Consider the following 26,177-nt stretch of genomic DNA (forward strand, 5'->3'; position numbering starts at 1 on the left):
TTCTTCCGACCCCTTACAGCTTCATCAGGCTGGCGTCGTCGACCGAGGCCGAGTGGCGGGAACGGAACAGCGACACGATGATCGCGAGTCCGACCACGACCTCCGCGGCGGCGACGACCATCGTGAAGAAGGCGATGATCTGGCCGTCGAGATTGCCGTGCATCCGGGAGAAGGTGACGAACGCGAGGTTGCAGGCGTTGAGCATCAGCTCGATGCACATGAAGACGACGATCGCGTTGCGCCTGATCAGCACGCCCGTCGCACCGATCGTGAACAACAGGGCGGAGAGGTAGAGGTAGTTGACGGGATTCACTTCGACGCCTCCTCCGTCCGCTTCAGGTGCGGCGGCTCGATCGCGGCCCGCTCCAGGCGCTCCTCGGCGCGCTGCTCCAGGGCCTTGAGGTCGCTGAGCGCCTCGGCGGACACGTCCCTGATCTGACCGCGCTCGCGCAGCGTCCTGCTGACCGTGAGCTCCGAGGGCGTTCCGTCGGGCAGCAGGCCCTGGACGTCCACGGCGTTGTGCCGCGCGTACACGCCCGGCGCCGGCAGCGGCGGCACGTGCTTGCCCTCGCGCACCCGCCGCTCGGCGAGTTCGCGCTGGGTCAGGGCGCGTTCGGTGCGCTCGCGGTGGGTGAGCACCATGGCGCCCACCGCGGCCGTGATGAGCAGGGCGCCGGTGATCTCGAAGGCGAACACGTACTTGGTGAAGATGAGGGCGGCGAGGCCCTCCACATTGCCGTGTCCGTTCGCCTCGGTCAGGCCGTCGAACTCCGTCAGGGAGGCGTGGCCGATGCCGGCGATCAGCAGGACGCCGAAACCGAGGCCGCTGAGCAGGGCCAGCCAGCGCTGCCCCTTGATGGTCTCCTTCAGGGAGTCCGCGGCGGTGACGCCGACCAGCATCACCACGAACAGGAACAGCATCATGATCGCGCCGGTGTAGACGACGATCTGCACGATGCCCAGGAAATAGGCGCCGTTGGCGAGATAGAAGACCGCCAGGATGATCATGGTTCCGGCGAGGCAGAGCGCGCTGTGCACGGCCTTCCGCATGAACACGGTGCACAGGGCGCCGATCACCGCGACGGTGCCGAGCACCCAGAACTGGAAGGCCTCACCGGTGGAGGTGGAGTAGGCGGCGAGCTGCGCGCTCATCGGCGGATCACCTCCTCCGAGGCGGGCTCGTCGGCGCCGAAGGTGGAGTCGGCTTCCTGCGGGACCTCACCCTTGGAGACCGCGACCTGGCGCTCGGTGCCGGGCGCCGCCTCCGTCACCAGACCGCGGTAGTAGTCCTGTTCGTCCGTGCCGGGGTAGATGGCGTGGGGGGAGTCCACCATGCCGTCGTCGAGGCCGGCGAGCAGCTGCTCCTTGGTGTAGATCAGGTTGGCGCGGCTGGAGTCGGCCAGCTCGAACTCGTTCGTCATCGTCAACGCGCGCGTGGGACACGCCTCGATGCACAGGCCGCACAGGATGCACCGGGCGTAGTTGATCTGGTAGACGCGCCCGTACCGCTCGCCCGGCGAGTAGCGCTCCTCGTCGGTGTTGTCGGCGCCCTCCACGTAGATGGCGTCGGCCGGGCAGGCCCAGGCGCACAGTTCACAGCCCACGCACTTCTCCAGGCCGTCCGGATGGCGGTTGAGCTGGTGCCGTCCGTGGAACCGGGGAGCCGTGGTCTTCTCCTGCTCCGGGTACTGCTCGGTCAGCCGCTTCTTGAACATGGCCTTGAAGGTCACGCCGAAGCCGGCCACCGGGTTCTGGAAACCGGGCGTCGTGTGCCCGGCCTCCTTGGGCTCCTCAGCCATCGGACGCCTCCTTTCCGTCTCGCGATCCGTCACTCACAGTGTCCACCCCGCCACTGACAATGAGCTCCCGCTCCCGGCGCGGACCGCGCCTGGGCACCGGCGGAAGCTCCTGCCCCGGCAGCGGCGGCACGGGGAACCCGCCCGCCATCGGGTCGAAGCCCACCGGCTCGGCGGGCGCCTGCGCGCTCTTCCCGCCGTTGCGGAACATGTCCACGACGAAGGAGAGCAGCAGCAGGACCAGGACACCGCCGCCGACGTAGAGGAAGATGTCGGCGAAGTCGTAGTTCTCGTTGCGCAGCGTCCGCACGGTCGCGACGAGCATCAGCCACGTCACCGAGACGGGGATCAGGACCTTCCAGCCCAGCTTCATCAACTGGTCGTAGCGGACGCGGGGGAGCGTGCCGCGCAGCCAGATGAAGAAGAACAGCAGCAGCTGCACCTTGACGACGAACCAGAGCATCGGCCACCAGCCGTGGTTCGCGCCCTCCCAGAAGCTGCTGACCGGCCAGGGAGCCCGCCAGCCGCCGAGGAACAGCGTGGTCGACACCGCGGAGACCGTCACCATGTTCACGTACTCGGCGAGCATGAACATCGCGAACTTGATCGAGGAGTACTCGGTGTTGAAGCCGCCGACCAGGTCGCCCTCGGACTCCGGCATGTCGAAGGGGGCGCGGTTGGTCTCGCCGACCATCGTGACGATGTACAGGATGAAGGAGACCGGCAGCAGCAGGATGTACCAGCGGTCGTGCTGCTGCTCGACGATCGTCGACGTCGACATCGACCCCGAGTAGAGGAAGACCGACGCGAACGCGGCGCCCATGGCGATCTCGTAGGAGATCATCTGTGCGCACGACCGCAGACCGCCCAGCAGCGGGTAGGTGGAGCCGGAGCTCCACCCCGCGAGGACGATGCCGTAGATGCCGACCGAGGCGACCGCGAGGACGTACAGCATCGCGATCGGCAGATCGGTGAGCTGCATCGTCGTGCGCTGGCCGAAGATCGAGACCTCGTTGTCCGCCGGCCCGAAGGGGATCACCGCGATCGCCATGAAGGCCGGGACGGCCGCCACGATCGGCGCGAGGACGTACACCACCTTGTCCGCGCGTTTGACGATGAGGTCTTCCTTCAGCATCAGCTTGATGCCGTCGGCGAGCGACTGAAGCATGCCCCAGGGGCCGTGCCGGTTGGGGCCGATGCGCAACTGCATCCAGGCGACGACCTTGCGCTCCCACACGATGGAGAACAGCACGGTCACCATCAGGAAGGCGAAGCAGAACACCGCCTTGACGACGACCAGCCACCACGGGTCGCGGCCGAACATCGAGAGGTCTTCAGCGGCGAAGTACGGGCTCATGCCTCCACCTCCTTGGGGGCGTCGGCGGCGGCCGTCGCCGGACCGATGCGGACGAGGGAACCGGGCGTGGCCCCGGCGTCGGACGCGACGCCCCTGCCGGTGGAGTTCAGCGGCAGCCACACCACCCGGTCGGGCATCTCGGTGATCTGCAACGGCAGTTCGACCACGCCGGCCGGACCGGTCACCGCGAGCAGGCCGCCGTCCTCGACGCCGGCCTCGGCGGCCGTGGCGGCCGACACCCGCGCGCGTGCGGCGTGCCGGGTCCCGGCGAGCGCCTCGTCGCCCTGCTGGAGGACACCCTGGTCGAGCAGCAGACGGTGCCCGGCGAGCACCGCCTCCCCGGCGGCGGGACGCGGCAGCTGGGCGGCCGTCTCCTCGGGGGCGGCGGCGCGCGGTCCGCTCCAGGCGCCGAGCCGGTCCAGCTCCGCGCGCGCGGTGCGCAGGTCCGGCAGTCCGAGGTGGACGTCCATGGCGTCGGCGAGCATCTGCAGCACGCGCGCGTCCGTCGGAGCCCCGCGCCGGGTCATCTGGTCGGGCTTCAGCGCCGCGTCGAAGAAGCGCACCCTGCCCTCCCAGTTGAGGAACGCGCCGGCCTTCTCGGCGACCGCGGCCACCGGCAGGACGACGTCGGCGTGCTCCGTGACCTCACCGGGCCGCAGCTCCAGCGACACCACGAACCCGGCCTCGGCCAGCGCGGCACGCGCGCGTGCCGGGTCGGGCAGGTCCGCGACCTCGACGCCCGCGACCAGCAGCGCCTGGAGTTCGCCGGACACCGCCGCCTCGACGATCTGCCCGGTGTCCCGGCCGTAGCGGTGCGGGAGTTCGGCCAGGCCCCAGGCCGCGGCGACCTCGTCCCGCGCGCGGGGGTCGGTGGCCGGACGGCCGCCCGGCAGCAGCGACGGCAGGGCGCCCGCCTCGATCGCGCCCCGCTCCCCCGCCCGGCGCGGAATCCACACCAGCCGGGCGCCGGTCGCCGAGGCCGCCCGCACCGCGGCGGTCAGCGCACCGGCCACCCCGGCGAGCCGCTCCCCGACGACGATCAGCGCGCCCGGGGTCCGCAGCGCCTCGGCGGCCCCGGCGCCCGCGTCCTGGAGGCCGACGCCGCTCGCGAGGGCGTCCAGCCACTCCGTCTCGGTGCCCGGAGCGGCAGGCAGCAGCGTGCCGCCCGCCTTCTCCAGCCCCCGGGTGACATGCGTGGCCAGCGAGAACACCCGCTGCCCGTGCTTGCGCCAGGCCTTGCGCAGCCGCAGGAAGACGCCGGGCGCCTCCTCCTCCGACTCGAACCCGGCCAGCAGGACCGCGGGCGCCTTCTCCAGGAGGGTGTACGTGACGCCCCCGCCGTCGAGGTCCCGGCCGCGGCCGGCGACGTGGGCGGCCAGGAAGTCGGCCTCCTCACTGCTGTGCACCCGCGCGCGGAAGTCGATGTCGTTGGTGTCGAGCGCCACACGCGCGAACTTGCTGTACGCGTAGGCGTCCTCGACGGTGAGCCGGCCGCCGGTCAGCACGCCGGTCCTGCCGCGCGAGGCCAGCAGCCCCTGGGCGGCGATCTGCAACGCCTCCGGCCAGGAGGCCGGCACGAGGTCCCCCTCGGCGTTGCGCACCCGGGGCGTGTCCAGCCGGTCGCGCTGTTGCGCGTAGCGGAACGCGAACCGCCCCTTGTCGCAGATCCACTCCTCGTTGACCTCGGGGTCCTCGGCGGCCAGACGCCGCATGACCTTGCCGCGCCGGTGGTCGGTGCGGGTGGCGCAGCCGCCGGAGCAGTGCTCGCAGACCGACGGCGAGGAGACCAGGTCGAAGGGCCGGGAGCGGAACCGGTAGGCCGCCGACGTCAGAGCGCCGACCGGGCAGATCTGGATGGTGTTGCCGGAGAAGTACGACTCGAAGGGGTCGCCCTCGCCGGTGCCGACCTGCTGGAGCGCGCCCCGCTCGATCAGCTCGATCATCGGGTCGCCCGCCACCTGGTTGGAGAACCGGGTGCAGCGGGCGCACAGCACGCACCGCTCGCGGTCGAGGAGCACCTGGGTGGAGATCGGGACGGGCTTCTCGTAGGTGCGCTTGCGGCCCTCGAACCGGGACTCGGCCTGGCCGTGCGACATGGCCTGGTTCTGAAGGGGGCACTCGCCGCCCTTGTCGCAGACCGGACAGTCCAGCGGGTGGTTGATGAGGAGCAGCTCCATCACGCCGTGCTGCGCCTTCTCGGCCACGGGCGAGGTGAGGTGGGTCTTCACCACCATGCCGTCCGTGCAGGTGATGGTGCAGGACGCCATGGGCTTGCGCTGGCCCTCCACCTCGACGATGCACTGCCGGCAGGCGCCGGCCGGGTCGAGGAGGGGGTGGTCGCAGAAGCGGGGGATCTCGATGCCGAGCTGCTCGGCGGCCCGGATGACCAGGGTGCCCTTGGGCACGCTGATCTCGGCGCCGTCGATGCTCAGTGTGACGAGATCTTCCGGCGGGACCGCCGCCTCGCCGCCTCCGGAGGGAGCGCTGGTGGTCACCGTCATGCGTTCACCTCCGTGTGCTTGTCCGCCCAGGCCGTCGACCTGGCCGGGTCGAAGGGGCAGCCTCGGCCCGTGATGTGCTCCTCGTACTCCTCGCGGAAGTACTTCAGGGAGGAGAAGATCGGCGAGGCGGCGCCGTCGCCGAGGGCGCAGAAGGACTTGCCGTTGATGTTGTCGGCGATGTCGTTGAGCTTGTCGAGGTCGGACAGGACGCCCTTGCCGGCCTCGATGTCCCTCAGCAACTGCACCAGCCAGTAGGTGCCTTCACGGCACGGGGTGCACTTGCCGCAGGACTCGTGGGCGTAGAACTCGGTCCAGCGGGTCACGGCCCGCACGACGCACGTCGTCTCGTCGAAGCACTGAAGGGCTTTCGTGCCCAGCATGGAACCCGCGGCGCCCACTCCTTCGTAGTCAAGAGGGACGTCGAGGTGCTCGTCGGTGAACATCGGCGTCGAGGAGCCGCCCGGCGTCCAGAACTTGAGCCGGTGCCCGGGGCGCATTCCGCCGCTCATCTCCAGGAGCTGGCGCAGGGTGATGCCGAGCGGCGCCTCGTACTGGCCGGGGCTGGCGACATGGCCGCTGAGGGAGTAGAGCGTGAAGCCGGGGGACTTCTCGCTTCCCATCGACCTGAACCATTCCTTGCCCTTGTGCAGGATGGCGGGAACTGACGCGATCGATTCGACGTTATTCACCACAGTCGGGCACGCATAGAGGCCCGCGACCGCAGGAAAGGGGGGACGGAGCCGCGGTTGACCACGGCGGCCTTCGAGCGAGTCGAGCAGCGCGGTCTCCTCACCGCAGATGTACGCGCCGGCGCCGGCGTGCACGGTGAGCTGGAGGTCGAGTCCGCTGCCCAGGATGTTCTCGCCGAGGTATCCCGCCGCGTAGGCCTCGCGCACGGCCTCGTGCAACCGCCGCAGAACCGGGACGACTTCACCGCGAAGATAGATGAAGGCATGAGACGACCTGATGGCGTAGCACGCGATCACGATGCCCTCGATGAGGCTGTGCGGGTTCGCGAAGAGGAGCGGGATGTCCTTGCAGGTCCCGGGCTCCGATTCGTCGGCGTTGACAACTAGATAGTGCGGTTTTCCATCTCCCTGCGGAATGAACTGCCATTTCATTCCGGTGGGGAATCCCGCGCCGCCCCGCCCTCGCAGACCGGAGTCCTTGACGTAGGCGATCAGGTCGTCCGGCGACATGGCGAGCGCTTTGCGCAGGCCCTCGTACCCTTCGTGCCTCCGGTAGACGTCGAGCGTCCAGGACCGGTCCTCGTCCCAGAAGGCCGACAGCACGGGTGCGAGCAGCTTCTCGGGGCTGCTGCCTTTCAGCTCGGGTGCCAAGGTCATCACTCCCCCTCCTCGGCGGTAGGCCCTGCCGGGTGGGCGGGGTCGGAGGCCGACGTGTCCTGCGGCGCGTCGTGCGAACTCAGGTGCTCGGTGGGCGAGGGGTCGTGCGGCGTCGCGTCGCCCGGCGTCCTGTCCTGCGGCTCGTCGTGCGGGCCGCCGTCGCGCGGATGGACCACGCGCGCGGGTGCGGTCTCTCCCCTCGCCAGGCGAAGACCCACCAGCGACGCCGGTCCCGCTCCGCCGCTCGCCTCGACGGCCCCCTCGCGCTCGTCGGGGAAGCCCGCCAGGATCCGGGCGGTCTCCTTGAAGGTGCACAGCGGCGCACCGCGCGTGGGTGAGACGGTGCGTCCGATCCGCAGGTCGTCGACGAGGCGCTTCGCGCTCTGCACGGTCTGGTTGTCGAAGAACTCCCAGTTGACCATCACGACCGGCGCGAAGTCGCAGGCCGCGTTGCACTCGATGTGCTCCAGAGTGATCTTCCCGTCGTCGGTGGTCTCACCGTTGCCGACACCCAGGTACTCCTGGAGCTCCTCGAAGATGGCGTCGCCGCCCATCACCGCGCACAGCGTGTTGGTGCACACGCCCACCTGGTAGTCGCCGCTGGGGCGGCGGCGGTACATGGTGTAGAAGGTGGCGACCGCCGTGACCTCGGCCGTCGTCAGGTCGAGCACGTCCGCGCAGAACCGCATCCCGGTCCGCGTGACGTGCCCCTCCTCCGACTGCACCAGGTGCAGCAGCGGCAGGAGCGCGGACCGGGAGTCGGGGTAGCGGGCGATGATCTCGCGCGCGTCCGCCTCCAGCCGTGCTCGGACGTCGTCCGGGTAGGCGGGCGCGGGCAGTTCGGGCATGCCCAGGCTGACGCCCCGCTCGGAAGAAGAGGTGGTCACCGGTCGACGCCTCCCATCACGGGGTCGATGGACGCGACGGCGACGATGACGTCGGCGACCTGGCCGCCCTCGCACATCGCCGCCATGGCCTGAAGGTTGGTGAAGGACGGGTCCCGGAAATGGACCCGGTAGGGGCGGGTGCCTCCGTCGGAGACGGCGTGCACCCCGAGTTCGCCCTTGGGCGACTCGACCGCCGCGTACGCCTGTCCCGGCGGTACGCGGAAGCCCTCGGTGACCAGCTTGAAGTGGTGGATGAGGGCCTCCATGGAGGTGCCCATGATCTTCTTGATGTGGTCGAGGGAGTTGCCGAGACCGTCGGGGCCCAGGGCGAGCTGGGCGGGCCAGGCGATCTTCCGGTCGGCGACCATGACCGGGCCGGGCTGGAGCCGGTCCAGGCACTGCTCGACGATCCGCAGCGACTGCCGCATCTCCTCCAGGCGGATGAGGAAGCGGCCGTAGGAGTCGCAGGAGTCCGCGGTCGGGACGTCGAAGTCGTACGTCTCGTAGTCGCAGTACGGCTGGGTCTTGCGCAGGTCGTGGGGCAGGCCGGTGGAGCGCAGGATCGGGCCGGTGGCGCCGAGGGCCATGCAGCCGGCCAGGTCGAGGTAGCCGACGTCCTGCATGCGGGCCTTGAAGATGGGGTTCCCGGTGGCGAGCTTGTCGTACTCGGGGAGGTTCTTCTTCATCTTCTTCACGAACTCGCGGATCTGGTCCACCGCGCCGGGCGGCAGGTCCTGGGCGAGTCCGCCGGGGCGGATGTACGCATGGTTCATCCGCAGGCCCGTGATGAGCTCGTAGATGTCGAGAATCATTTCACGATCACGGAATCCGTAGATCATGATCGTGGTGGCGCCCAGTTCCATGCCGCCGGTGGCGATGCACACCAGGTGGGAGGAGAGCCGGTTCAGCTCCATCAGGAGCACCCGGATGATCTTGGCCCGCTCGGTGATCTGGTCCTCGACGCCCAGGAGCTTCTCGACGGCGAGACAGTAGGCGGTCTCGTTGAAGAAGGACGTCAGGTAGTCCATGCGCGTCACGAACGTGGTGCCCTGGGTCCACGTGCGGTACTCGAGGTTCTTCTCGATGCCGGTGTGGAGGTAGCCGATGCCGCAGCGGGCCTCGGTGACCGTCTCACCCTCGATCTCCAGGATGAGGCGGAGCACTCCGTGGGTGGAGGGGTGCTGGGGGCCCATGTTGACGACGATGCGCTCGTCGTCGGCGCGGGCCGCGGACTGGACGACCTCGTCCCAGTCGCCACCGGTGACGGTGTAGACCGTGCCCTCGGTGGTCTCGCGCGCCGAGGCGGCGGAGGCTGCGGATGCTGACTGCGGGTTCACGAGTACGACCTCCGCTGGTCCGGAGCCGGAATCTGGGCGCCCTTGTACTCGACGGGGATGCCGCCGAGGGGGTAGTCCTTGCGCTGCGGATGGCCCGGCCAGTCGTCGGGCATCATGATCCGCGTCAGCGCCGGGTGGCCGTCGAAGACGATCCCGAAGAAGTCGTAGGTCTCGCGCTCGTGCCAGTCGTTCGTGGGGTACACGGAGACCAGGGACGGGATGCGCGGGTCGGCGTCCGGGGCGCTGACCTCCAGGCGGATCAGCCGGTTGTGGGTGATCGAGCGCAGGTGGTAGACGGCGTGCAGCTCGCGCCCCTTGTCGTTGGGGTAGTGGACGCCCGAGACGCCGGTGCACAGTTCGAAGCGCAGGGCCGGGTCGTCGCGCAGGGTGGCGGCGACGCGAAGCAGGTGCTCGCGCTCGATGTGGAAGGTGAGTTCACCGCGGTCGACGACCGTCTTCTCGATCGCGTTCTCGGGGAGGAGCCCCTGTTCCTCCAGCGCGCCCTCGAGTTCGTCGGCCACCTCGTCGAACCAGCCGCCGTAGGGGCGGTTCGCCGCACCGGGGAGCCGGACCGAGCGGACCAGGCCGCCGTAGCCGGAGGTGTCGCCCCCGCCTGCGGCGCCGAACATGCCGCGCTGGACGCGGACCTCCTCCCCGCCCTGGCCGCGCTGGCCGGGGAGGTTGGAGGCGGAGAGGTCCTTCTCGGGGTTCACCCCGTTCGAGGAGCCGTCTGCGCCGTGGGTGCCGTTCGCGTCGCTCACCGCAGCAGCCCCTTCATCTCGATCATAGGCAGGGCCTTGAGCGCCGCTTCCTCCGCCTCGCGGGCCGCCTCCTCGGCGTTCACGCCCAGCTTGGTGTTCTGGATCTTCTGGTGGAGCTTGAGGATCGCGTCCATCAGCATCTCGGGGCGTGGCGGGCAGCCCGGGAGGTAGATGTCGACGGGCACGATGTGGTCGACGCCCTGGACGATCGCGTAGTTGTTGAACATGCCGCCGGAGGAGGCGCACACGCCCATGGAGATGACCCACTTGGGGTTCGGCATCTGGTCGTAGACCTGCCTCAGCACCGGCGCCATCTTCTGGCTCACCCGGCCGGCGACGATCATCAGGTCCGCCTGGCGGGGCGAACCCCGGAAGACCTCCATGCCGAAGCGCGCAAGGTCGTAGCGGCCCGCACCCGTGGTCATCATCTCGATGGCACAGCAGGCGAGGCCGAAGGTGGCGGGGAAGACGGACGCCTTGCGCACCCAGCCCGCGGCCTGCTCGACGGTCGTCAGCAGGAAGCCGCTCGGCAGTTTTTCTTCGAGTCCCATGACTTAAAGGCCCCTCAGTCCCATTCCAGGCCGCCGCGCCGCCATACGTACGCGTACGCCACGAAGACGGTGAGCACGAAGAGCAGCATCTCCACGAGCCCGAAGACACCCAGGGCGTCGAAGGTGACGGCCCAGGGGTAGAGGAAGACGATCTCGATGTCGAAGACGATGAAGAGCATCGCCGTCAGGTAGTACTTGATCGGGAAGCGCCCGCCGCCCGCCGGCGTGGGGGTCGGCTCGATTCCGCACTCATAGGCCTCGAGCTTGGCGCGGTTGTAGCGCTTCGGCCCGATCAGCGTGGCCATGACCACGGAGAAGATCGCAAAGCCTGCTCCGAGGGCTCCCAGTACGAGGATGGGCGCATAAGCGTTCACCGCTCCTCGCTCCTCTCAGTCGGCACTGACTGCTGGCGATGACGTCGGACCCGCGGCCACCCCATCGCGCCGCCCACCCCGTCCGTCCCGACGAAGATCGCGAACATGTGAAGCAGGTCACAAGCCCAACTGCCTCGCATCCTATGCCCGCCGCTCTGTGATCTGCGACACGGGGTATTACACAAGCTTTGTGATCTCCACCACCTGACGAACGATCATGAAGTCGTATCAGCAGTGATCTTCATACGCGAAGCGTCAGAGTGATCACAAGAAGTGACATTTTCGCTCGTCACCGCAGGCGGCAGGGGGCGTCTCAATATCAAGAGGGTTCCCTTGCATGCAAATTGGAGCTGGACGCCGCCTCCTGATAGAGGTCCGCGTTCACACATCAGAGGGAGTCCGGCTCGCGCTGTGGACGTGTGCACCCGTTCACGAGCGGAACCCGTCGCGCCGCATGCGCGAGACGCGGCCGCCCAGGTAACCGTTCCGTGACCTCCGCCACATTCGTGAGGCCCGGCTAAGAAGCGGGCTTGGCCAACGGTCGTCACCGATGGTAGGCAGCGGGCAATCCGGGCGTAACGACGAAAACCCATGATCACAGGCTTGATCACGTGCGTCCGCAATGTCCGTTACGGCGTCAATAAAGAACGGTGGGACAGGTATTTGGGCCACCCGTTGAACAACTGTGGCGCAGCACACGTTTCTTGAAGGTATGGAGGAGCCCCTGATACCGGTTGTACCCATGTCCCACACCGCTCACATACGCAGCCACCGGAAACCCCGCCGCAGCGCGTCGACGATCGCGATGCGGGCCGGAGTCGCCAGTGGTGTCCTCGGCACGCTGGCCGTCGCCACAGCAGCCGGCACGGCCAACGCCGCCGAGCCGGTGACGCAGACGCTCGAACTGCCCGTGCTCACCGGCGACCTGGCCGCCCAGGTCGCACAGTCCGCCCAGGCCACGCAGCAGGCCGCGGCGAACTACCAGCTTCACGCAGAGCGTGACGCCGCCGCTGCGGCGGCCGCCAAGGAAGCCAAGAAGGACCTCGCGCACGCCAAGGCCGAGGCGAAGCAGAAGGCGGAGGCCGCCCGCAAGGCCGCCGCCGAGCGCGCCACGCGCGCCGCCGAGCGGACCACGCTCTCCGCCCCGGCGAGCAGCAACAGCGTCACCCACACCAGCAGCTCCACCGCGACCGGTTCGGCCGCGGCCGTCATCGCCTTCGCCAGGGCGCAGATCGGCGACGCCTACGTCTCCGGCGGCACCGGCCCCAACTCGTGGGACTGCTCGGGGCTGATGCAGACCGCCTTCAAGCAGGTCGGCATCGACCTGCCGCGCGTCTCGCAGGACCAGTCGACCGCCGGCACCCAGGTCTCGCTGGACAACCTTCAGCCGGGCGACATCCTGTACTGGGGCAGCGCGGGCAGCGCGTACCACGTGGCGGTGTACGTCGGCGACGGCATGTTCGTGGGCGCGCAGAACCCCTCCACCGGCGTCGTGGAGAAGCCGCTGTCCTACGACCCGCCGTCCGGCGCGGTCCGGGTGCTCTGACACCCACCCGGCGCTCCCGCGAGGGCGCCGCACGCACGCAAGGGCCGCAGCCGCTCGGGGGCAGCGGCCCTTCGGGCTGCCCCGGTGCGGCCCCACACGGCCCTCAGCGCCCCCTGGGGGAGCCCGAACGGGCCCGCGCCGCCCGGGAGGCCGCCCGAGCCGGCGAAGCCCGCCGGAGCCCGTACGGAAGGCTGCGGGTGCGCTCCGCGAGCGCGAGCGCCGCACGGACGGCCGGGGGACCGGGAGACCGGATCGTCCGGTGGGTTTGCGATCAGGCGGTCCGGAGCGACGGCTGACGGAAGCAAATCAGCCTCACGCGCGGGGCATTAGGTGCCTAATGAGGACACCACGAGCCTGTCGGACATGTCGGAGACCCCGTCAGCGCGGCGAACCGGGAGGACGGCCGGCGGGGCGGCGGAGTCCTCGGGCGCCGGGCCGTCCGGCGGCAGGAGCAGCCGACCAGGCGGCGATATCGGGCCGCCCGGCGGCCGATCGGGCGAACCTGAGCGAAGCCCGACGAAAGCCAAATCGGTGTCGCACGACGGACATTCGCGCCTACCTGGCGCACCGCAGGAGTGTCGGACATGTCGGACACGCCGTCAGTGCGGTGAACCGGCAGGACGGCCCCGGGGGAGGCGGAACCCTCGGGGGCCGGGCCGCCCGATGGTGGGTCGGGCGGCCTCGGTCGGGTCAGGCCTTGGGGGCCGCCTTGCTCAGGCCGTTGATGATGCGGTCCATGGCGTCGCCGCCCGTGGGGTCGGTCAGGTTGGCGAGCATCTTCAGGGTGAACTTCATCAGCATCGGGTGGGTCAGGCCGCGCTGGGCCGCGATCTTCATGACCTTGGGGTTGCCGATGAGCTTCACGAACGCGCGGCCCAGCGTGTAGTAGCCGCCGTAGGTGTCCGCGAGGATCCGCGGGTAGCGCTGGAGGGCGAGTTCACGCTGGCCGGGGGTGGCGCGGGCGTGGGCCTGGACGATGACGTCGGCGGCGATCTGCCCCGATTCCATGGCGTATGCGATGCCTTCGCCGTTGAAGGGGTTCACCAGGCCGCCGGCGTCGCCGACCAGCAGCAGTCCCTTGGTGTAGTGCGGCTTGCGGTTGAAGGCCATCGGCAGGGCCGCCCCGCGGATCGGGCCGGTCATGTTTTCGGGGGTGTATCCCCAGTCCTCCGGCATGGACGCGCACCAGGCCTTGAGGACCTCGCGCCAGTCCAGCTCCTTGAAGGAGTCGGAGGTGTTGAGCACGCCCAGGCCGACGTTGGACGTCCCGTCGCCCATGCCGAAGATCCAGCCGTAGCCGGGCAGCAGCCGGTCCTCGCCCGGGCCGCGGCGGTCCCACAGCTCCAGCCAGGACTCCAGGTAGTCGTCCTCGTGGCGCGGGGAGGTGAAGTAGGTGCGGACCGCGACGCCCATCGGGCGGTCTTCGCGGCGGTGCAGGCCCATCGCCAGCGACAGGCGGGTGGAGTTGCCGTCGGCGGCCACCACGAGCGGGGCGCGGAAGGTGACTTCGCGCTTGTCCTCCCCCAGCTTGGCGTGCACGCCGGTGATGCGGCCGGTGCGGTCGTCGAGGATCGGGGCGCCGACGTTGCAGCGCTCGTAGAGGCGGGCGCCGGCCTTCTGGGCCTGCCGGGCGAGCTGCTCGTCGAAGTCGTCGCGCTTGCGGACGAGCCCGTAGTCGGGGAACGAGGCGAGGTCGGGCCAGTCGAGCTGAAGCCGCACCCCGCCGCCGATGATCCTCAGACCCTTGTTGCGCAGCCAGCCGGCTTCCTCGGAGATGTCGATGCCCATGGCCACGAGCTGCTTGGTGGCGCGCGGGGTGAGGCCGTCGCCGCAGACCTTCTCCCGGGGGAACTCGGTCTTCTCCAGCAGGAGCACGTCGAGGCCGGCCTTGGCGAGGTAGTAGGCGGTCGTGGAGCCGGCCGGTCCCGCGCCGACGACGATCACGTCGGCGGTGGTCTCGGAGAAGGGCTCGGCGTGGGGCTCGTTCACGGCGGTCACGGCGGGATCTCCCCAAGTTCGGAATCTGCGTGCCGACCGGCACTGGACACGGGCAGTCTATTCAGCAGAATTGATCACCTGGCTGAAGGGCTGCCCTGTGAACCGAGCTCTGCCCGCAGTACGGCTGCGCGTTCCGACGGACGAGGACGCGGTCGCCTGGCACCGGGTCTTCGACGACCCGGAGGTCATGGAGTTCCACGGTGGCAGGTCCGCCGAGCTGTCGGTCTACGAGGAGCTCACCGCCCGCCAGCGCCGGCACGACGCCGAACGCGGCTTCTGCCTGTGGACGGTGCTGGACCGCGACGACCGGGTGCTCGGCTTCACCGGCGCCCAGCCGTGGCCCTGGGAGTGGGGCCCGCGGGGCGAGATCGAGATCGGATGGCGGCTCGGGCGGCCGCACTGGGGGCAGGGGTATGTGACCGCGGCGGCGCGGATGACCCTGGAGCGGGTTCGGGCGGCCGGGGCGCCGGGCGTGGTGGCGATGGTCGACGCGCGCAACGAGCGGTCGATCGCCGTCGCGCAGCGGCTGGGGATGCGGCTCGCGGAGGTCTTCACGACCCCCGAGCCCGAACGGGAGGGGCACTGCTACCGCCTCGCCTGGTGACCCCGCGTCACCGTCGGCTACAGAACGACACCTGACGCTTCCCGGCGGCCTGCGGGGCGGTTACCCTTCCAGTACCGCTGGGGGTGACATCTGTGCTCATACCGCCCAAGACACCCGATGTGCGTGTGCCCAGGCTGGTCGGCCTGATGGCCGTGGACGCCCGTGAGGCGGCCGCGGCGCAGGGCGTGCTGCTGGCCGCGCCGGACCGGCCGGACTTCCGCGGCGCGGTGGTCGACCACGTCGTACGCCAGTACCCGCCGCCGGGCGTCGAGGTGCCGCGCGGGGCCGTGGTCACCGTGTGGTTCGACTTCACCGAGGGGGAGGGCGGCGGAGGCGCGGGCGTGCGCGAACCGCGCGTGCCGGGACCGGGCGGGGGCGGGCTCCGGCGCGAACTGGACCGTGCCCAGGATCCCTTCGAGGCGATCCCGCGCTGACCGGGAGGGACCCCGGCCGGGGACCTGGAGAGGGCGGGTGCCGCCCGAGGGTCCCCGGCCGGAACCCGCTCGGGCCCCTCAGGCTTCCTTGAAGCCCCGGTGGAGGGTGACCACGCCGCCGGACAGGTTGCGCCAGGCGACCTTCGACCAGCCGGCCTTGCGCAGATGCCCGGCGAGGGCGGGCTGGTCGGGCCAGGCGCGGATGGACTCGGCGAGATAGACGTAGGCGTCCGGGTTGGAGGAGACCGCGCGGGCGACCGGCGGCAGGGCACGCATCAGGTACTCGGTGTAGACGGTCCGGAAGGGCGCCCAGGTGGGGTGCGAGAACTCGCAGATGACGACCCGGCCGCCGGGCCTGGTCACCCGGTGCATCTCGCGCAGCGCGGCGTCGAAGTCCTGCACGTTGCGCAGGCCGAAGGAGATGGTGACGGCGTCGAAGGTGTCGTCCTTGAAGGGCAGCCTCGTCGCGTCCCCCGCCGTGAAGGGCAGCCAGGTGTGCTTGCGCTTGCCGACCTTGAGCATCCCGAGCGAGAAGTCGCAGGGGACGACGTAGGCGCCGGTCCGGGCGAAGGGGAGCGACGAGGTGGCCGTGCCGGCCGCGAGGTCCAGGACCTTCTGCGCGGGCCGGGCGTCGACCGCCTTGGCGACCTCCTTGCGCCACCTGCGGTCCTGGCCGAGGGACAGCACGTCGTTGGTCACGTCGTACCGTTCCGCCACGCGGTCGAACATCGAGGCGACTTCGTTGGGCTGCTTGTTCAGGGAGGCGCGGGTCACCCGCCCATTGTGGCAGCCCGGCCCCCGGCGGCTCACGGCAGGAGCCTCGGTTTCTTCCGTGCCGCGACGTCCTCGACCCACCCGCACAGCAGGACGAAGGCGCCGATCAGCAGCCAGCCCACGCCGAACAGGAACCACTGGCTGTCCAGCGGCAGGTACGTCTCGAACGCGGGGACGTCCCAGAACCGGTCGATCAGCGGCACGGCCAGGATCAGGGCGATCTCGTGCCACAGGTAGACCGTGACCGCGCGCGCGTTGAAGACGGTCACGATCCGGTTCGCCCGCCGGTGGCGGGTGAGCCCGGCGAAGTCGATGCCGAAGTACGTCTTCGCCCACATCAGCGGCAGGACGAAGCCGGCCGACCAGAAGGCCTGCGCGAGCGGGTTCTCGTCGAGGTCGTACGTTCCGGCCTCGGCCCGGTGCGCGAAGGCGTGCCAGCCGCCGACGCCGAGCGCCGCCAGGGACGCGACGGCCACCAGGGCCGGTCTCATGCGCCGCAGGAGCCCGTCGCGGTGCGCGAAGCCGAGCATCCAGCAGCACAGGTACGTCGCCAGGTCCCACAGCGCGGTGCCGACCCGGCCGTCCGGGCCCGCCCGTACGAAGGCCAGTACCAGGACGGGCGCGAGGGAGAGCGCCAGGACGGGCGCGGGGGCGAGCCGGAACAGGCGCAGCAGCAGCGGCGAGAGCAGGACGAACCAGAGGTACGTCCGCAGGTACCAGAGGATCTCCCAGGCCTGCTCGGCCCAGGCCTCGCCCGGCGGGTCGCCCAGCGGCACCACCCAGTAGACGATGTCCCAGCCCGGTATCCAGCCGTGCACCAGCATCGCCAGGACGACGAAGACGCCCCAGAACCAGAACGGCGGCAGGATCCGGCGCAGACGGCTGCGCACCACCGGCACGGCCGGCCGCTCCAGGGACTTCGCCATGAGGGTGCCTGCCAGGGCGAACATGACCCCCATGGAGGGAAAGACCATGCCCGCCCAGGCCCAGCCGAAGGTGTGATAGGCGACCACTCTGATCAGGGCGAGGGCGCGCAGGGTGTCGAAGTAGCGGTCGCGCTGGGGGGCTTGGCCGTCAGCAGGCTGCGGCCCGCGGGCGTGCCGCCGGGCGGGCCGGGTGTCCTGCCCGCGCCGGTCCGGGCTCATCGGGCCGCTCCCGCCGGGGTGCCGACCTCGCCCGTGCGCTTCAGTTTCTGCCAGCGCAGCCGGCCGCCGGTGAGGGCGGTGACGCAGGAGTGGATGAGGACCAGGTACATCATCTGGCGGTAGGCCAGCTGCTGGAGCGGCATCATCAGCAGGTAGCGGTACTTCTCACCGTCCAGGCGGAACGCGTAGGCGGCGCAGACCAGTTGGACGCCGAGGACGGCCAGCCAGGCCAGCAGGGACGCCCGGAAGTCGATGAAGATCATCGAGTAGGCGGTGAAGACGTCGATGAGCGGTGCGAAGAGCGGTGTGACGATCTGGAAGAGCACCACCAGCGGCATGCCCACCCGGCCGAAGCGGCCCGAGGGCCCCCGGTCCGTCAGGGACCCGCGGTGCTTCCACAGCGCCTGCATCGTGCCGTAGGACCAGCGGTAGCGCTGGGACCAGAGCTGCTTCAGGGAGCCCGGCGCCTCCGTCCAGGCTCTGGCGTGCTCCTGGTAGACGACCCGCCAACCCGCCCGGTGCATGGCGATGGTGATGTCGGTGTCCTCGGCGAGGGTGTCCTCGCTCATGCCGCCGGCCTCCAGCACGGCGTCGCGGCGGAACGCCCCGATCGCGCCGGGGATGGTCGGCATGCAGCGCAGCAGGTCGTACATGCGGCGGTCGAGGTTGAAGCCCATCACGTACTCGATGTGCTGCCAGGCGCCGATGACCGTGTCGCGGTTGCCGACCTTCGCGTTGCCCGCGACCGCGCCGATCTCCGGGTCCGCGAAGGGCTGCACCAGCCGGTGCACGGCGTCCGGCTCGAAGACCGTGTCGCCGTCCATCATCACGACGATGTCGTGACGGGCGGCGCGGACGCCGTTGTTGAGGGCGGCGGGCTTGCCTGCGTTGTCCTGGCGGATGACGCGCACGTCGGTCATGCCGAGGGACCGCGCCGCCTCGCGGGCGATCTCGGACGTGCCGTCGGTCGAGCCGTCGTCCACGACGACGACCTCGATCGGGTGGGTGCTCCCCGCCAGCGACCTCAGGGTGTTGGCGATGCACTCCTTCTCGTTGTAGGCCGGGACGATCACGCTCACCGGCCGGGTGACCGCGGCCCCCCAGCCGAACCGGCGTCTGTTGCGCTGCCGGAAGTGGCGGCGGGCCAGGAGCAGCATCATCGCGAAGCGGCCCAGGACGGCCACGCCGACGACCATCAGCCCCACGGACAGCGCCGGAACGGTCCACTCGGCCACGGTGACGGCGGCGACGAGGGCCTTGCCCTCGTACAGGGTGACGCCGGTGGCCTTGCGGTGGGCGGCCTGCAAACCGCCCGCCGCCTGCCCCGCCGTCTGCTCCGTCGTCTGCTTCGTCGTCTGCTTCGTCGTCTGCCCCGGCGCCGCGCCCGGGGCGCCGCCGGCCGCGGTGTCCTGCTGCTGGAGCACACCGCTGATGGTGGTGAAGGTGTAGCCCGCGGCCTTCATCTTCTTGATGTAGGCGGGCAGGGCTTCGATCGTCTGCGAGCGTTCGCCGCCCGCGTCGTGGAAGAGCACCGACGCGCCCTTGCCGCCGGCCGGAGTGGCCCACTGGACGATCTTCGAGACGCCCGGCCGCTTCCAGTCGTCGCTGTCGGTGTCGACGAAGACGCTGGTGTAGCCGTCCTCGCCGAGTTCCTTGTAGACAGGCCAGCTGTAGTCGTCGACGGCGTCGGTCTCGGAGGAGTACGGGGCGCGGAACAGCGTCGTCGTGATGCCGGCCGCTCCGGCCAGCGCCAGCTGGGTCTGCGTCATCTCGCGCCGGACGCGGGCGGCCGACTGGTAGGAGAGGTCGACGTGGGTGAAGGTGTGGATGCCCACCTCCTCGCCCTGTCCGACCATGTCCGCGACGATGTCCGGGTGGCGCGAGACCATCGAGCCGACCAGGAAGAACGTGCCGGGCACGTCGTACTCGCGCAGGATGCGCAGCACCTGGGGGGTCCAGGTCGGGTCGGGACCGTCGTCGAAGGTCAGCGCGATCGTCTTGTCCGGCACCGAGACGGTGACGGCCCTGCCGCCCCGGAACGTCAGGACGGGGCCGCCGTCGAGGACCTCGTCGGGGACGTCGTCGGCACTGGCCCCGGTGCGCACGCGCTGGTCGCCGCCGACCTCGGCACGCAGATAGCCGTCGAGGAGCATCACGCTGGTGAGCGCGAGCAGGAGCAGCAGGGCGAGGATGACGCGCGGTTTCTGCAGCGCGGCGGCCCTGCCCGCCGCCCGTTCGATACGGGTCGGGGCGCGGCGGCGGCCGCGGCCGCGGGAGGTGGTGGTCGTCATGGAAGTGGCTGTGCTCCGGTCAGTTGGCGGCCGCGGCGGCGGTCCCGGTCGAGGCGGTCCCGGTCGCGGTCGCGGCGGTCGGGGCCGGGCCGGGCGCCCCGCCGGTGGCGGCGCCCTCGGGCGGGGCGCCGGTGGGACGGGCGGGCGGGGTGCCCGCGCCGCCCGGCGGCCCGGAGCCGCCGGGCCCGGAGTCCTGGGCGCCACGCGGGCTCCCGCCGCCGAACGGCAGCAGCGAGGACGGCGTCAGCGAGGTGCCCCAGCCCAGGAACGCGGCGCCGAGGACGGTCGCGTAGGCGAGACAGCCCACGCCCAGCAGGAGGCCGATACGGCGCAGCAGCCTCGATCTGCGTCCGGAGTTGTCGACGAACACGGGCCCCTCGGCGCAGGCGTCGTCACGTTTGCGGCCGTGACGGCTGCCGCGAGCGGCGGCACGGCTTTCGATGACAGGCTCGGATTGCATTCCCCGGATGTTAGGGAGCCTTTATGCGGTGCAAACTCTGCGCTGCTTGTGAAAGGCCGATGAGAAACGCCCGAACCTGTCCCCCGCCTGAGAGTCCGGGGATATCCCGCACCGCATTCAATCCTTACAGCAGGGTTGATTGCCCCTTTTCGTACAGGCAGTTGTCACCTTTTGCGCGCTTGCGTCCATGAAGCGACCGCGTGCCCGCTGTTCCCGCGCGGGCCGCCCGCATGTGAGACATTTCCCTTTCGGGCGCAGGCATTGTTCCCGGCCGGGACGGAATCCATGAGAGCGGGTGCATACGCAATGAGGAGTTTCCTGATGCCGACGGCCGGGGCGGTCTGCCTGTTCGCCCTGGCCGTCACGGGATGCTCCGCGGGATCCGGCGCCACGTCGGACGCGGCGCCCCCGGCCGCCGGGCGGACCGGCGGCGACAGTTCCGGCGGTCCCTCACCCGGGGACGGGACCGCGTCGCCCGCCGCCGCCGGCACCTCCTACGCGCCCTACGTGAGCGCGGCGGAGGCCTCGGACACCGACTCGGCCGGCTCGCCGACGGCGTACAACCTGGCGTTCGTCATCTCCCGCGGCAGCGCCTGCACCCCGACGTGGAACGGCGTCGACGCCATCGGCGACCCGGTCGTGACGTCCCGTATCTCGAAGCTGACGACGACGGGCGCCACGGCACGCGTCTCCTTCGGCGGCGCCTCCGGCACCGAGCTGGCGGCCTCCTGCGACAGCGTCTCCGCGCTGGCGAGGGCCTACGGCCAGGCGCTCGACGCGGCAGGCTCCGCCCAGGCCGACTTCGACGTCGAGGGCGACGAGCTGACCGACGCCGGCTCGGTGGACCTGCGCTCCCGGGCGATCGCCGCGTTGCAGAAGGAACGCCCGGACCTGGAGGTCTCCTTCACGCTCCCGGTGATGCCGTCCGGACTGGACGCCGACGGTCTCGCGCTGCTGGCGTCCGCGAACAAGTACGACGTGCAGGTCTCCACCGTCAACCTCATGACGATGAACTACGGCGAGTCGTACGCCGCCGACATGGGCGGATACGCGATCGCCTCAGCGACGGCGGCCCAGGCCCAGTTGAGGAAGGCGTTCGGCACGACGGACGCCGACGCGTGGAAGGGCATGGCGCTCACGTCGATGATCGGTACCAACGACGTCGCGGGCGAGACGTTCTCGCTGGCCGACGCGGCACAGGTGCGGGCGTTCGCCGTGCAGAAGGGGATCTCCTGGGTCTCCATGTGGTCGACGTTCCGGGACCGGCAGTGCTCGGCGGCCGACTCGGCGAAGGACGACGCCCTGACGAACTGCAGCGGGGTGAAGCAGAGTCCGGGCGCGTTCGCGGAGGCGTTCTCGAGGTGACGCCCCGCCCGCGAAAACCCCGCAGCCCCGCCGGATCTCCGCATCGCCGCATCGCCGCATCGCCGAAGCCTCTGCCGGCTTTACCTGCCCTACGGGCCCTACCGGCGTCTGTAGACGAGGCGGCCCTCCGCCACCGTGGCCACGCAGGTGCTCGCGCCGCGCTCCGCGAGTTCGGCCTCGTCCCGTACGTCGAACACCGCGAAGCGGGCCGAGGAGTGCCGCTCCCGCGGCTCGGCGAACTCCACCGGGATGCCGGCGGCGTACGGATCGAGCGCGGGCGTACCGCCGGGACGTCCGATCCGCCCCATGCCCGCCAGCGCGGAGCGGCTCAGGGCTTTGCGCACCACGGGGTTGCGCAGTTCCTCGCAGGCCGCACGGACCGTGCCGTGCGCCAGCATGCGCTGCACGCCCCGCCGGACGCTCGCGTTCCAGCGGGCGTCGTCCATGGCGAGCGCCGCCAGCGCGTCGCCGGTCACCGGTTCGACGCCCAGTTCGCCGGCCTCGCGCGGGTCCGGGTGGTACGCCTCCTCCAGCAGCTCGTTGCCGTGCAGGTTGATGAGGCCCGGCGTCAGGATGCCGGGCCACGTCCGCACCCGTGCGCCGGGGTGGACGGCGAGGAGTTCGTCCCGCGACCCGGCGCCGGTGATCCAGGCGCCCTCGACGGCGAGGGCCCGGCCCCGGGAATCCGCGTGAATGGTCAGCATGCGGCGGCTAGTTGGACGCCAGCAGCTTCAGCTCGGGGTGGGCCGTGCCGCCCGCGATCGCCGTCGACGAGATGTGGGACATGACCCGCTCGTCGACCGGGTCGTTCGCCGGGTCGTCGTGGACGACGAGGTGCTCGTACGTCGTCGCGCGCTGCGCCGGCACCCGGCCCGCCTTGCGGATCAGGTCGATGATCTCCATGCGGTTGGAGCGGTGCTTGGCGCCCGCCGAGGAGACGACGTTCTCCTCCAGCATGATCGAGCCGAGGTCGTCCGCGCCGTAGTGCAGGGAGAGCTGGCCGACCTCCTTGCCCGTCGTCAGCCAGGAGCCCTGGATGTGGCGGACGTTGTCGAGGAACAGGCGGGCGATCGCGATCATCCGCAGGTACTCGAAGAGGGTCGCCTGGGTGCGGCCCTTCAGGTGGTTGTTCTCGGGCTGGTACGTGTACGGGATGAAGGCCCTGAAGCCGCCCGTGCGGTCCTGGACGTCCCGGATCATCCGCAGGTGCTCGATGCGCTCGGCGTTGGTCTCGCCGGTGCCCATCAGCATCGTGGACGTGGACTCGACGCCCAGTCCGTGCGCGATCTCCATGATCTCCAGCCAGCGCTCGCCGGACTCCTTGAGCGGCGCGATGGCCTTGCGCGGCCGCGCGGGGAGCAGTTCGGCGCCGGCACCCGCGAACGAGTCCAGACCCGCCGCGTGGATCCGGGTGATGGCCTCCTCGACCGTCACCTTCGAGATCCGCGCCATGTGCTCGACCTCGGACGCGCCCAGCGAGTGGATCACCAGCTGGGGGAACGCCTCCTTGATGGCCGCGAAGTGCTTCTCGTAGTACTCGACGCCGTAGTCCGGGTGGTGGCCGCCCTGGAACATGATCTGGGTGCCGCCCAGTTCGACGGTCTCGGCGCAGCGGCGCAGGATGTCGTCGAGGTCGCGCGACCAGCCCTTGGCGGTGTCCTTGGGGGCCGCGTAGAAGGCGCAGAACTTGCACGCCGTGACGCACACGTTCGTGTAGTTGATGTTCCGCTCGATGATGTACGTGGCGATGTGCTCGGTTCCCGCGTACAGCCGGCGGCGCACGGCGTCGGCGGCGGCGCCGAGCGCGTGCAGGGGCGCGTCGCGGTAGAGGTCGAGCGCCTCCTCCGGAGTGATCCGCCCACCGGCGGCGGCACGGTCGAGGACGGACTGAAGGTCGGCCTTCTCGGTCACCGGGAGCGTCCCTTTCGTCAAGGGTTGTGGACAGACCAAGCCAGCCTACGCCAGCCGTCCCGGCGTCCCGACCTCAGGCCGCGTACGCCCCGATCAGCACGCCCGCGAGGGTCCCGGCGAGCATGAACGGCCCGAACGGCACCAGCGTCTTGCGCCCCGCCCGCCGCGCGACGACCAGCACGCCCACGTACAGCGCGCCGGACAGGAACGCCGCGAACGTGCCCAGCACGACCGTGGACCAGCCGTACCAGCCGAGGACGGCGCCCGCCCCGAGCGCCAGCTTCACGTCGCCGAAGGCCATGCCGCCGGGGTTCACCAGGTGCAGGACGAGATAGGCCGCGCCGAGGGCGGGCGCGCCCAGCAGGGCCGTCGTCCAGTGACCCGCGTGCTCGGGCAGCAGCGCGGCGCAGCCCAGCAGGGCCGGGGCGGCGGCCGCGAGCGGGAGGGTGAGCGGGTCCGGCAGCCGGTGCACCCGCAGGTCGACGACGCCGAGCAGTACCCCGGCCGGCGCGAGCGCCAGCCACACGGCCAGTTCGGGCCGCACTCCGGTGGCGAGGGCCAGCGCCGCGCACACGGCGGCGGTGGCGACGGGCAGCAGGACGCCGCCGGGGGCGTATCCCGCCGGGGAACCCGGCTCGGCGTGTCGGGCGCACCGGGGACAGCGCGCCCGTCCGAGCCACCCGCGGACCGGGTGCCCGGCCGGGCACGCCGTGCGCCAGGCGCCGTCCGCCTCCTCCCAGGGTGTGGAGAAGCGGTAGGCCGCCCGGGGCAGCAGCGCGCCCGTGACGGCACCCCATAGCGCGGCGACGGCGGCCAGTGTCAGGTCGTCGGGTGGTGTGGTCATCGTCGGCGATCGTAGGGATCCGCGGCAGGGCACGGCCACGGGCCGCGGCCCGCTACGGGTCCACCCGTGACATGCGCGCCACCGGGTTGCCCTCGGCCGCGCTGTCCGAGGCGTACGTCAGGTCGTCGCCGGTGGGGGTGAGCCGGACGGTGTGGGCCGTCGGGTTGCAGCCGCCGTGGTTGCCCTTCGCGCCGGCCGACGTGGCGACGACCCCTTCGCGCGTCACCTGCTTGAGCGTCAGCACGTCGAGGCAGACCCCGCCGAGCACGTCCGTCTGCCGCAGCTCGCCCAGCTTCTGGCCGACGCCGGCCTGTCGGACCGTCACCCGGAACGTGCCCATGGGGAGGGAGCCGCCGAGGCCGGCGCCCTGGCCCTCCCAGGTGCCGACGTAGCGGGCCGGGAGCGCGGCGGACGTCCCGCCGTCGGTGGGGTCCGGGGTCCGGGCGGCCGCGGGCGGGGAGGAGTGGGCGTCGCTGCCGGAGGCGGAGTCGCGGTCGCCGTCGCCGCCGTCGGGAAGCAGGTGGAACAGGAACGCCGAACCGACCGTCACCGCCGCCAGCGCTCCCGCGACGGCGAGCGCGACGGTGCAGCTCAGCCGTCGGCCGCGGCCGCCCTCGCCCGGCGTCGCGGCGGCGGCCACGGTGACGGACATCCGGCCGGGACGCCCGTCCCCGCCCCCCGTGGGCCCGGCGTCCCGTGGCTCGGGCACGGCGGCCGGCGCGCCGCCGGGAGCCGGGGGCGTCCGGTCCATGACCGGCGGCGGCCCGAACTTCCCCGCCGGCTGGGAGGAGCCGGCCGGGGAACCGCCCGCGGGTCTCACCGCCGGACTGCTGAACTCCACCGGCCCGGATACGGACGGACCTGACGGACCCGACGGACCTGACGGACCGGATGTACCCGACGCACCGGACGGGCGGGACGCCGACGGGTCCGTCCCCGCCGCCGTCCCCGCCCCGGCCCCCGCCGCCGTTCCCTCCAGGTTCAGGAGCTGGACGGCGCTGCGGCTCACCTGGGCGACCAGAGGGCCCGGCAGCCAGCCCGCGGCCACCAGACGGGTCGCGCCCTCGGGTGCGAGACGGGCGCAGAGTTCGCCGGGGGCCGGCCGTGCGGCCGGGTCCTTGTCGAGGCAGGCCTCGACCACGTCCCGCAGTTCGCCCCGCAGCGCGCCCTGCGGGGCTCCCAGCTCGGGCGGCTCGTGCACGACCCGGTAGAGGAGGGCGGCCGAGGAGTCGCCGGGGAACGGGGGCAGGCCGGTGGCCGCGAACGCCAGGACCGCGCCGAGGGAGAAGACGTCGGCCGCAGCGGACGCGCCCCGGCCGAGGATCTGCTCCGGGGCCATGTAGCCGGGCGAGCCGACGGAGACGCCGGTCGAGGTGAGCGAGGCCGTGCCGTCGATCGCGCGGGCGATGCCGAAGTCGATGAGCAGCGGGCCGTCCACGGTCAGCAGCACGTTGGACGGTTTCACGTCCCGGTGCACCAGCCCCAGGGCGTGCACGGTCGCCAGCGCCTCCGCCAGCCCGGCCCCCAGCACGCGCACGGAGTGTGCGGGCAGCGGCCCGCCGGAGGCGACCGCCGCAGCGAGGGAGGGACCGGCCGCGTAGCCGGTGGCGACCCAGGGCACCGCGGCTTCCGGGTCGGCGTCCAGGACCGGCGCGGTCCACGCCCCGCCGACGCGCCGCGCGGCCTCCACCTCGCGCCGGAAGCGGGCGCGGAACTCCTCGTCGAGCGCGAGGTGCGGGTGCACGATCTTGACGGCGACCGTGCGGCCGCCGGCGCTGCGGCCGAGGTAGACGCGGCCCATCCCGCCGGAGCCCAGCCGGCCGAGCAGCCGGAAGGGGCCCACGGTCGCGGGTTCGTCGTCTCCGAGCGGCTGCATGGGCGTCCACCCCTCCCCC

Annotated in this window: 24 protein-coding genes; 4 read left to right on the forward strand and 20 right to left on the reverse strand. The window is 71.2% G+C overall.

Annotated features, from left to right (window positions below; all coding sequences use genetic code 11):
- Positions 1–13: 13 nt before the first annotated feature.
- From nuoK to ACGFSH_RS10155, 11 genes are read right to left on the reverse strand one after another with little or no spacing between them, the layout of a single operon-like run.
- Positions 14–313 carry an NADH-quinone oxidoreductase subunit NuoK gene (nuoK, locus tag ACGFSH_RS10105; protein ID WP_242779136.1) on the reverse strand — a complete coding sequence of 100 codons (300 nt, stop codon included), beginning with the start codon at positions 311–313 and terminating at the stop codon, positions 14–16.
- Complete coding sequence (locus ACGFSH_RS10110; RefSeq protein WP_393346734.1) at positions 310–1,152, reverse strand: NADH-quinone oxidoreductase subunit J; 843 nt, start codon at positions 1,150–1,152, stop codon at positions 310–312. Before ACGFSH_RS10110 ends, nuoK begins: the two co-directional genes overlap by 4 nt.
- Positions 1,149–1,799: an NADH-quinone oxidoreductase subunit NuoI gene (nuoI, locus tag ACGFSH_RS10115; RefSeq protein WP_393346736.1), complete on the reverse strand. Its 651-nt coding sequence runs from the start codon at positions 1,797–1,799 to the stop codon at positions 1,149–1,151. The genes ACGFSH_RS10110 and nuoI overlap by 4 nt, the downstream gene beginning before the upstream one ends.
- Entirely contained in the window at positions 1,792–3,153 is a 1,362-nt protein-coding gene (gene nuoH, locus ACGFSH_RS10120) for an NADH-quinone oxidoreductase subunit NuoH (RefSeq protein ID WP_393346738.1), read from the reverse strand. Before nuoH ends, nuoI begins: the two co-directional genes overlap by 8 nt.
- Positions 3,150–5,654, reverse strand: a complete 2,505-nt coding sequence (locus ACGFSH_RS10125) for an NADH-quinone oxidoreductase subunit G (RefSeq protein ID WP_393346740.1) — start codon at positions 5,652–5,654, stop codon at positions 3,150–3,152. Before ACGFSH_RS10125 ends, nuoH begins: the two co-directional genes overlap by 4 nt.
- Positions 5,651–7,003 (reverse strand): NADH-quinone oxidoreductase subunit NuoF, encoded by a 1,353-nt coding sequence (nuoF, locus tag ACGFSH_RS10130; RefSeq protein WP_393346742.1) that lies wholly within the window; start codon positions 7,001–7,003, stop codon positions 5,651–5,653. Before nuoF ends, ACGFSH_RS10125 begins: the two co-directional genes overlap by 4 nt.
- The gene (gene nuoE / locus ACGFSH_RS10135) at positions 7,000–7,887 is read right to left on the reverse strand and encodes an NADH-quinone oxidoreductase subunit NuoE (protein ID WP_393346744.1); all 888 of its coding nucleotides are present in this window, start codon (positions 7,885–7,887) and stop codon (positions 7,000–7,002) included. Before nuoE ends, nuoF begins: the two co-directional genes overlap by 4 nt.
- Complete coding sequence (locus tag ACGFSH_RS10140) at positions 7,884–9,224, reverse strand: NADH-quinone oxidoreductase subunit D (RefSeq protein ID WP_393346745.1); 1,341 nt, start codon at positions 9,222–9,224, stop codon at positions 7,884–7,886. The genes nuoE and ACGFSH_RS10140 overlap by 4 nt, the downstream gene beginning before the upstream one ends.
- Positions 9,221–9,985 (reverse strand): NADH-quinone oxidoreductase subunit C, encoded by a 765-nt coding sequence (locus ACGFSH_RS10145; RefSeq protein ID WP_393346747.1) that lies wholly within the window; start codon positions 9,983–9,985, stop codon positions 9,221–9,223. Before ACGFSH_RS10145 ends, ACGFSH_RS10140 begins: the two co-directional genes overlap by 4 nt.
- Complete coding sequence (locus ACGFSH_RS10150) at positions 9,982–10,536, reverse strand: NADH-quinone oxidoreductase subunit B family protein (protein ID WP_069769172.1); 555 nt, start codon at positions 10,534–10,536, stop codon at positions 9,982–9,984. Before ACGFSH_RS10150 ends, ACGFSH_RS10145 begins: the two co-directional genes overlap by 4 nt.
- Before the next feature lie 14 nt (positions 10,537–10,550).
- Positions 10,551–10,910: an NADH-quinone oxidoreductase subunit A gene (locus ACGFSH_RS10155; protein WP_007383963.1), complete on the reverse strand. Its 360-nt coding sequence runs from the start codon at positions 10,908–10,910 to the stop codon at positions 10,551–10,553.
- Between the two features lie 742 nt (positions 10,911–11,652).
- Here ACGFSH_RS10155 and ACGFSH_RS10160 point away from each other — a divergent pair.
- Positions 11,653–12,456: a C40 family peptidase gene (locus ACGFSH_RS10160; protein WP_329412563.1), complete on the forward strand. Its 804-nt coding sequence runs from the start codon at positions 11,653–11,655 to the stop codon at positions 12,454–12,456.
- 690 nt (positions 12,457–13,146) lie between these two features.
- On the opposite strand, the gene ACGFSH_RS10165 is transcribed toward ACGFSH_RS10160, so the two are convergent.
- Positions 13,147–14,454, reverse strand: coding sequence for a geranylgeranyl reductase family protein (locus tag ACGFSH_RS10165; RefSeq protein ID WP_393346750.1), 1,308 nt, complete (start codon positions 14,452–14,454; stop codon positions 13,147–13,149).
- Positions 14,455–14,551: 97 nt separating this feature from the next.
- Between ACGFSH_RS10165 and ACGFSH_RS10170 the strand changes: the two genes are divergently transcribed.
- Both ACGFSH_RS10170 and ACGFSH_RS10175 read left to right on the forward strand, forming a co-directional pair.
- Positions 14,552–15,058 carry a GNAT family N-acetyltransferase gene (locus tag ACGFSH_RS10170; protein ID WP_393346752.1) on the forward strand — a complete coding sequence of 169 codons (507 nt, stop codon included), beginning with the start codon at positions 14,552–14,554 and terminating at the stop codon, positions 15,056–15,058.
- A gap of 119 nt (positions 15,059–15,177) precedes the next feature.
- Positions 15,178–15,492 carry a PASTA domain-containing protein gene (locus ACGFSH_RS10175; RefSeq protein ID WP_393346754.1) on the forward strand — a complete coding sequence of 105 codons (315 nt, stop codon included), beginning with the start codon at positions 15,178–15,180 and terminating at the stop codon, positions 15,490–15,492.
- 78 nt (positions 15,493–15,570) lie between these two features.
- Here the strand turns inward: ACGFSH_RS10175 and ACGFSH_RS10180 are convergent, their stop codons facing one another.
- Genes ACGFSH_RS10180 through ACGFSH_RS10195 form a run of 4 tightly spaced genes read right to left on the reverse strand, consistent with a single transcriptional unit; the run spans position 15,571 to position 20,162 of the window.
- On the reverse strand, positions 15,571–16,266 hold the full coding sequence (locus ACGFSH_RS10180; RefSeq protein WP_393346756.1) for a demethylmenaquinone methyltransferase: 696 nt from the start codon (positions 16,264–16,266) through the stop codon (positions 15,571–15,573).
- Positions 16,267–16,298: 32 nt separating this feature from the next.
- Entirely contained in the window at positions 16,299–17,411 is a 1,113-nt protein-coding gene (locus ACGFSH_RS10185; protein ID WP_393346758.1) for an acyltransferase, read from the reverse strand.
- Complete coding sequence (locus tag ACGFSH_RS10190; protein ID WP_393346759.1) at positions 17,408–19,702, reverse strand: bifunctional polysaccharide deacetylase/glycosyltransferase family 2 protein; 2,295 nt, start codon at positions 19,700–19,702, stop codon at positions 17,408–17,410. The genes ACGFSH_RS10185 and ACGFSH_RS10190 overlap by 4 nt, the downstream gene beginning before the upstream one ends.
- A gap of 19 nt (positions 19,703–19,721) precedes the next feature.
- The gene (locus ACGFSH_RS10195; protein WP_393346761.1) at positions 19,722–20,162 is read right to left on the reverse strand and encodes a hypothetical protein; all 441 of its coding nucleotides are present in this window, start codon (positions 20,160–20,162) and stop codon (positions 19,722–19,724) included.
- 306 nt (positions 20,163–20,468) lie between these two features.
- Between ACGFSH_RS10195 and ACGFSH_RS10200 the strand changes: the two genes are divergently transcribed.
- Positions 20,469–21,527, forward strand: coding sequence for a chitinase (locus ACGFSH_RS10200; protein WP_393346763.1), 1,059 nt, complete (start codon positions 20,469–20,471; stop codon positions 21,525–21,527).
- 98 nt (positions 21,528–21,625) lie between these two features.
- Here the strand turns inward: ACGFSH_RS10200 and ACGFSH_RS10205 are convergent, their stop codons facing one another.
- The 4 genes from ACGFSH_RS10205 to ACGFSH_RS10220 form a co-directional block, all read right to left on the reverse strand.
- Complete coding sequence (locus tag ACGFSH_RS10205; RefSeq protein ID WP_393346765.1) at positions 21,626–22,231, reverse strand: hypothetical protein; 606 nt, start codon at positions 22,229–22,231, stop codon at positions 21,626–21,628.
- A gap of 7 nt (positions 22,232–22,238) precedes the next feature.
- A complete protein-coding gene (gene mqnC / locus ACGFSH_RS10210; RefSeq protein WP_393346767.1) occupies positions 22,239–23,438 on the reverse strand; it encodes a cyclic dehypoxanthinyl futalosine synthase in 1,200 nt (399 codons plus the stop codon).
- A 73-nt stretch (positions 23,439–23,511) separates the two neighbouring features.
- The gene (locus ACGFSH_RS10215; protein ID WP_393346769.1) at positions 23,512–24,282 is read right to left on the reverse strand and encodes a prepilin peptidase; all 771 of its coding nucleotides are present in this window, start codon (positions 24,280–24,282) and stop codon (positions 23,512–23,514) included.
- 52 nt (positions 24,283–24,334) lie between these two features.
- Positions 24,335–26,158 carry a serine/threonine-protein kinase gene (locus tag ACGFSH_RS10220; RefSeq protein WP_393346771.1) on the reverse strand — a complete coding sequence of 608 codons (1,824 nt, stop codon included), beginning with the start codon at positions 26,156–26,158 and terminating at the stop codon, positions 24,335–24,337.
- Between the last annotated feature and the right edge of the window lie 19 nt (positions 26,159–26,177).

Source organism: Streptomyces sp. NPDC048481, assembly GCF_043200075.1.
Classification (GTDB): Bacteria; Actinomycetota; Actinomycetes; order Streptomycetales; family Streptomycetaceae; genus Streptomyces.

Coding starts and splice junctions, on each gene's coding strand:
- ACGFSH_RS10205 (WP_393346765.1), bottom strand. CDS start 22,231: ATGCTGACCATTCACGCGGATTCCCGGGGCCGGGCCCTCGCCGTCGAG.
- nuoI (WP_393346736.1), bottom strand. CDS start 1,799: ATGGCTGAGGAGCCCAAGGAGGCCGGGCACACGACGCCCGGTTTCCAG.
- ACGFSH_RS10215 (WP_393346769.1), bottom strand. CDS start 24,282: ATGACCACACCACCCGACGACCTGACACTGGCCGCCGTCGCCGCGCTA.
- ACGFSH_RS10160 (WP_329412563.1), top strand. CDS start 11,653: ATGTCCCACACCGCTCACATACGCAGCCACCGGAAACCCCGCCGCAGC.
- nuoH (WP_393346738.1), bottom strand. CDS start 3,153: ATGAGCCCGTACTTCGCCGCTGAAGACCTCTCGATGTTCGGCCGCGAC.
- ACGFSH_RS10150 (WP_069769172.1), bottom strand. CDS start 10,536: ATGGGACTCGAAGAAAAACTGCCGAGCGGCTTCCTGCTGACGACCGTC.
- ACGFSH_RS10110 (WP_393346734.1), bottom strand. CDS start 1,152: ATGAGCGCGCAGCTCGCCGCCTACTCCACCTCCACCGGTGAGGCCTTC.
- ACGFSH_RS10125 (WP_393346740.1), bottom strand. CDS start 5,654: ATGACGGTGACCACCAGCGCTCCCTCCGGAGGCGGCGAGGCGGCGGTC.
- ACGFSH_RS10190 (WP_393346759.1), bottom strand. CDS start 19,702: ATGACGACCACCACCTCCCGCGGCCGCGGCCGCCGCCGCGCCCCGACC.
- ACGFSH_RS10200 (WP_393346763.1), top strand. CDS start 20,469: ATGAGGAGTTTCCTGATGCCGACGGCCGGGGCGGTCTGCCTGTTCGCC.
- ACGFSH_RS10195 (WP_393346761.1), bottom strand. CDS start 20,162: ATGCAATCCGAGCCTGTCATCGAAAGCCGTGCCGCCGCTCGCGGCAGC.
- ACGFSH_RS10185 (WP_393346758.1), bottom strand. CDS start 17,411: ATGAGCCCGGACCGGCGCGGGCAGGACACCCGGCCCGCCCGGCGGCAC.
- ACGFSH_RS10220 (WP_393346771.1), bottom strand. CDS start 26,158: ATGCAGCCGCTCGGAGACGACGAACCCGCGACCGTGGGCCCCTTCCGG.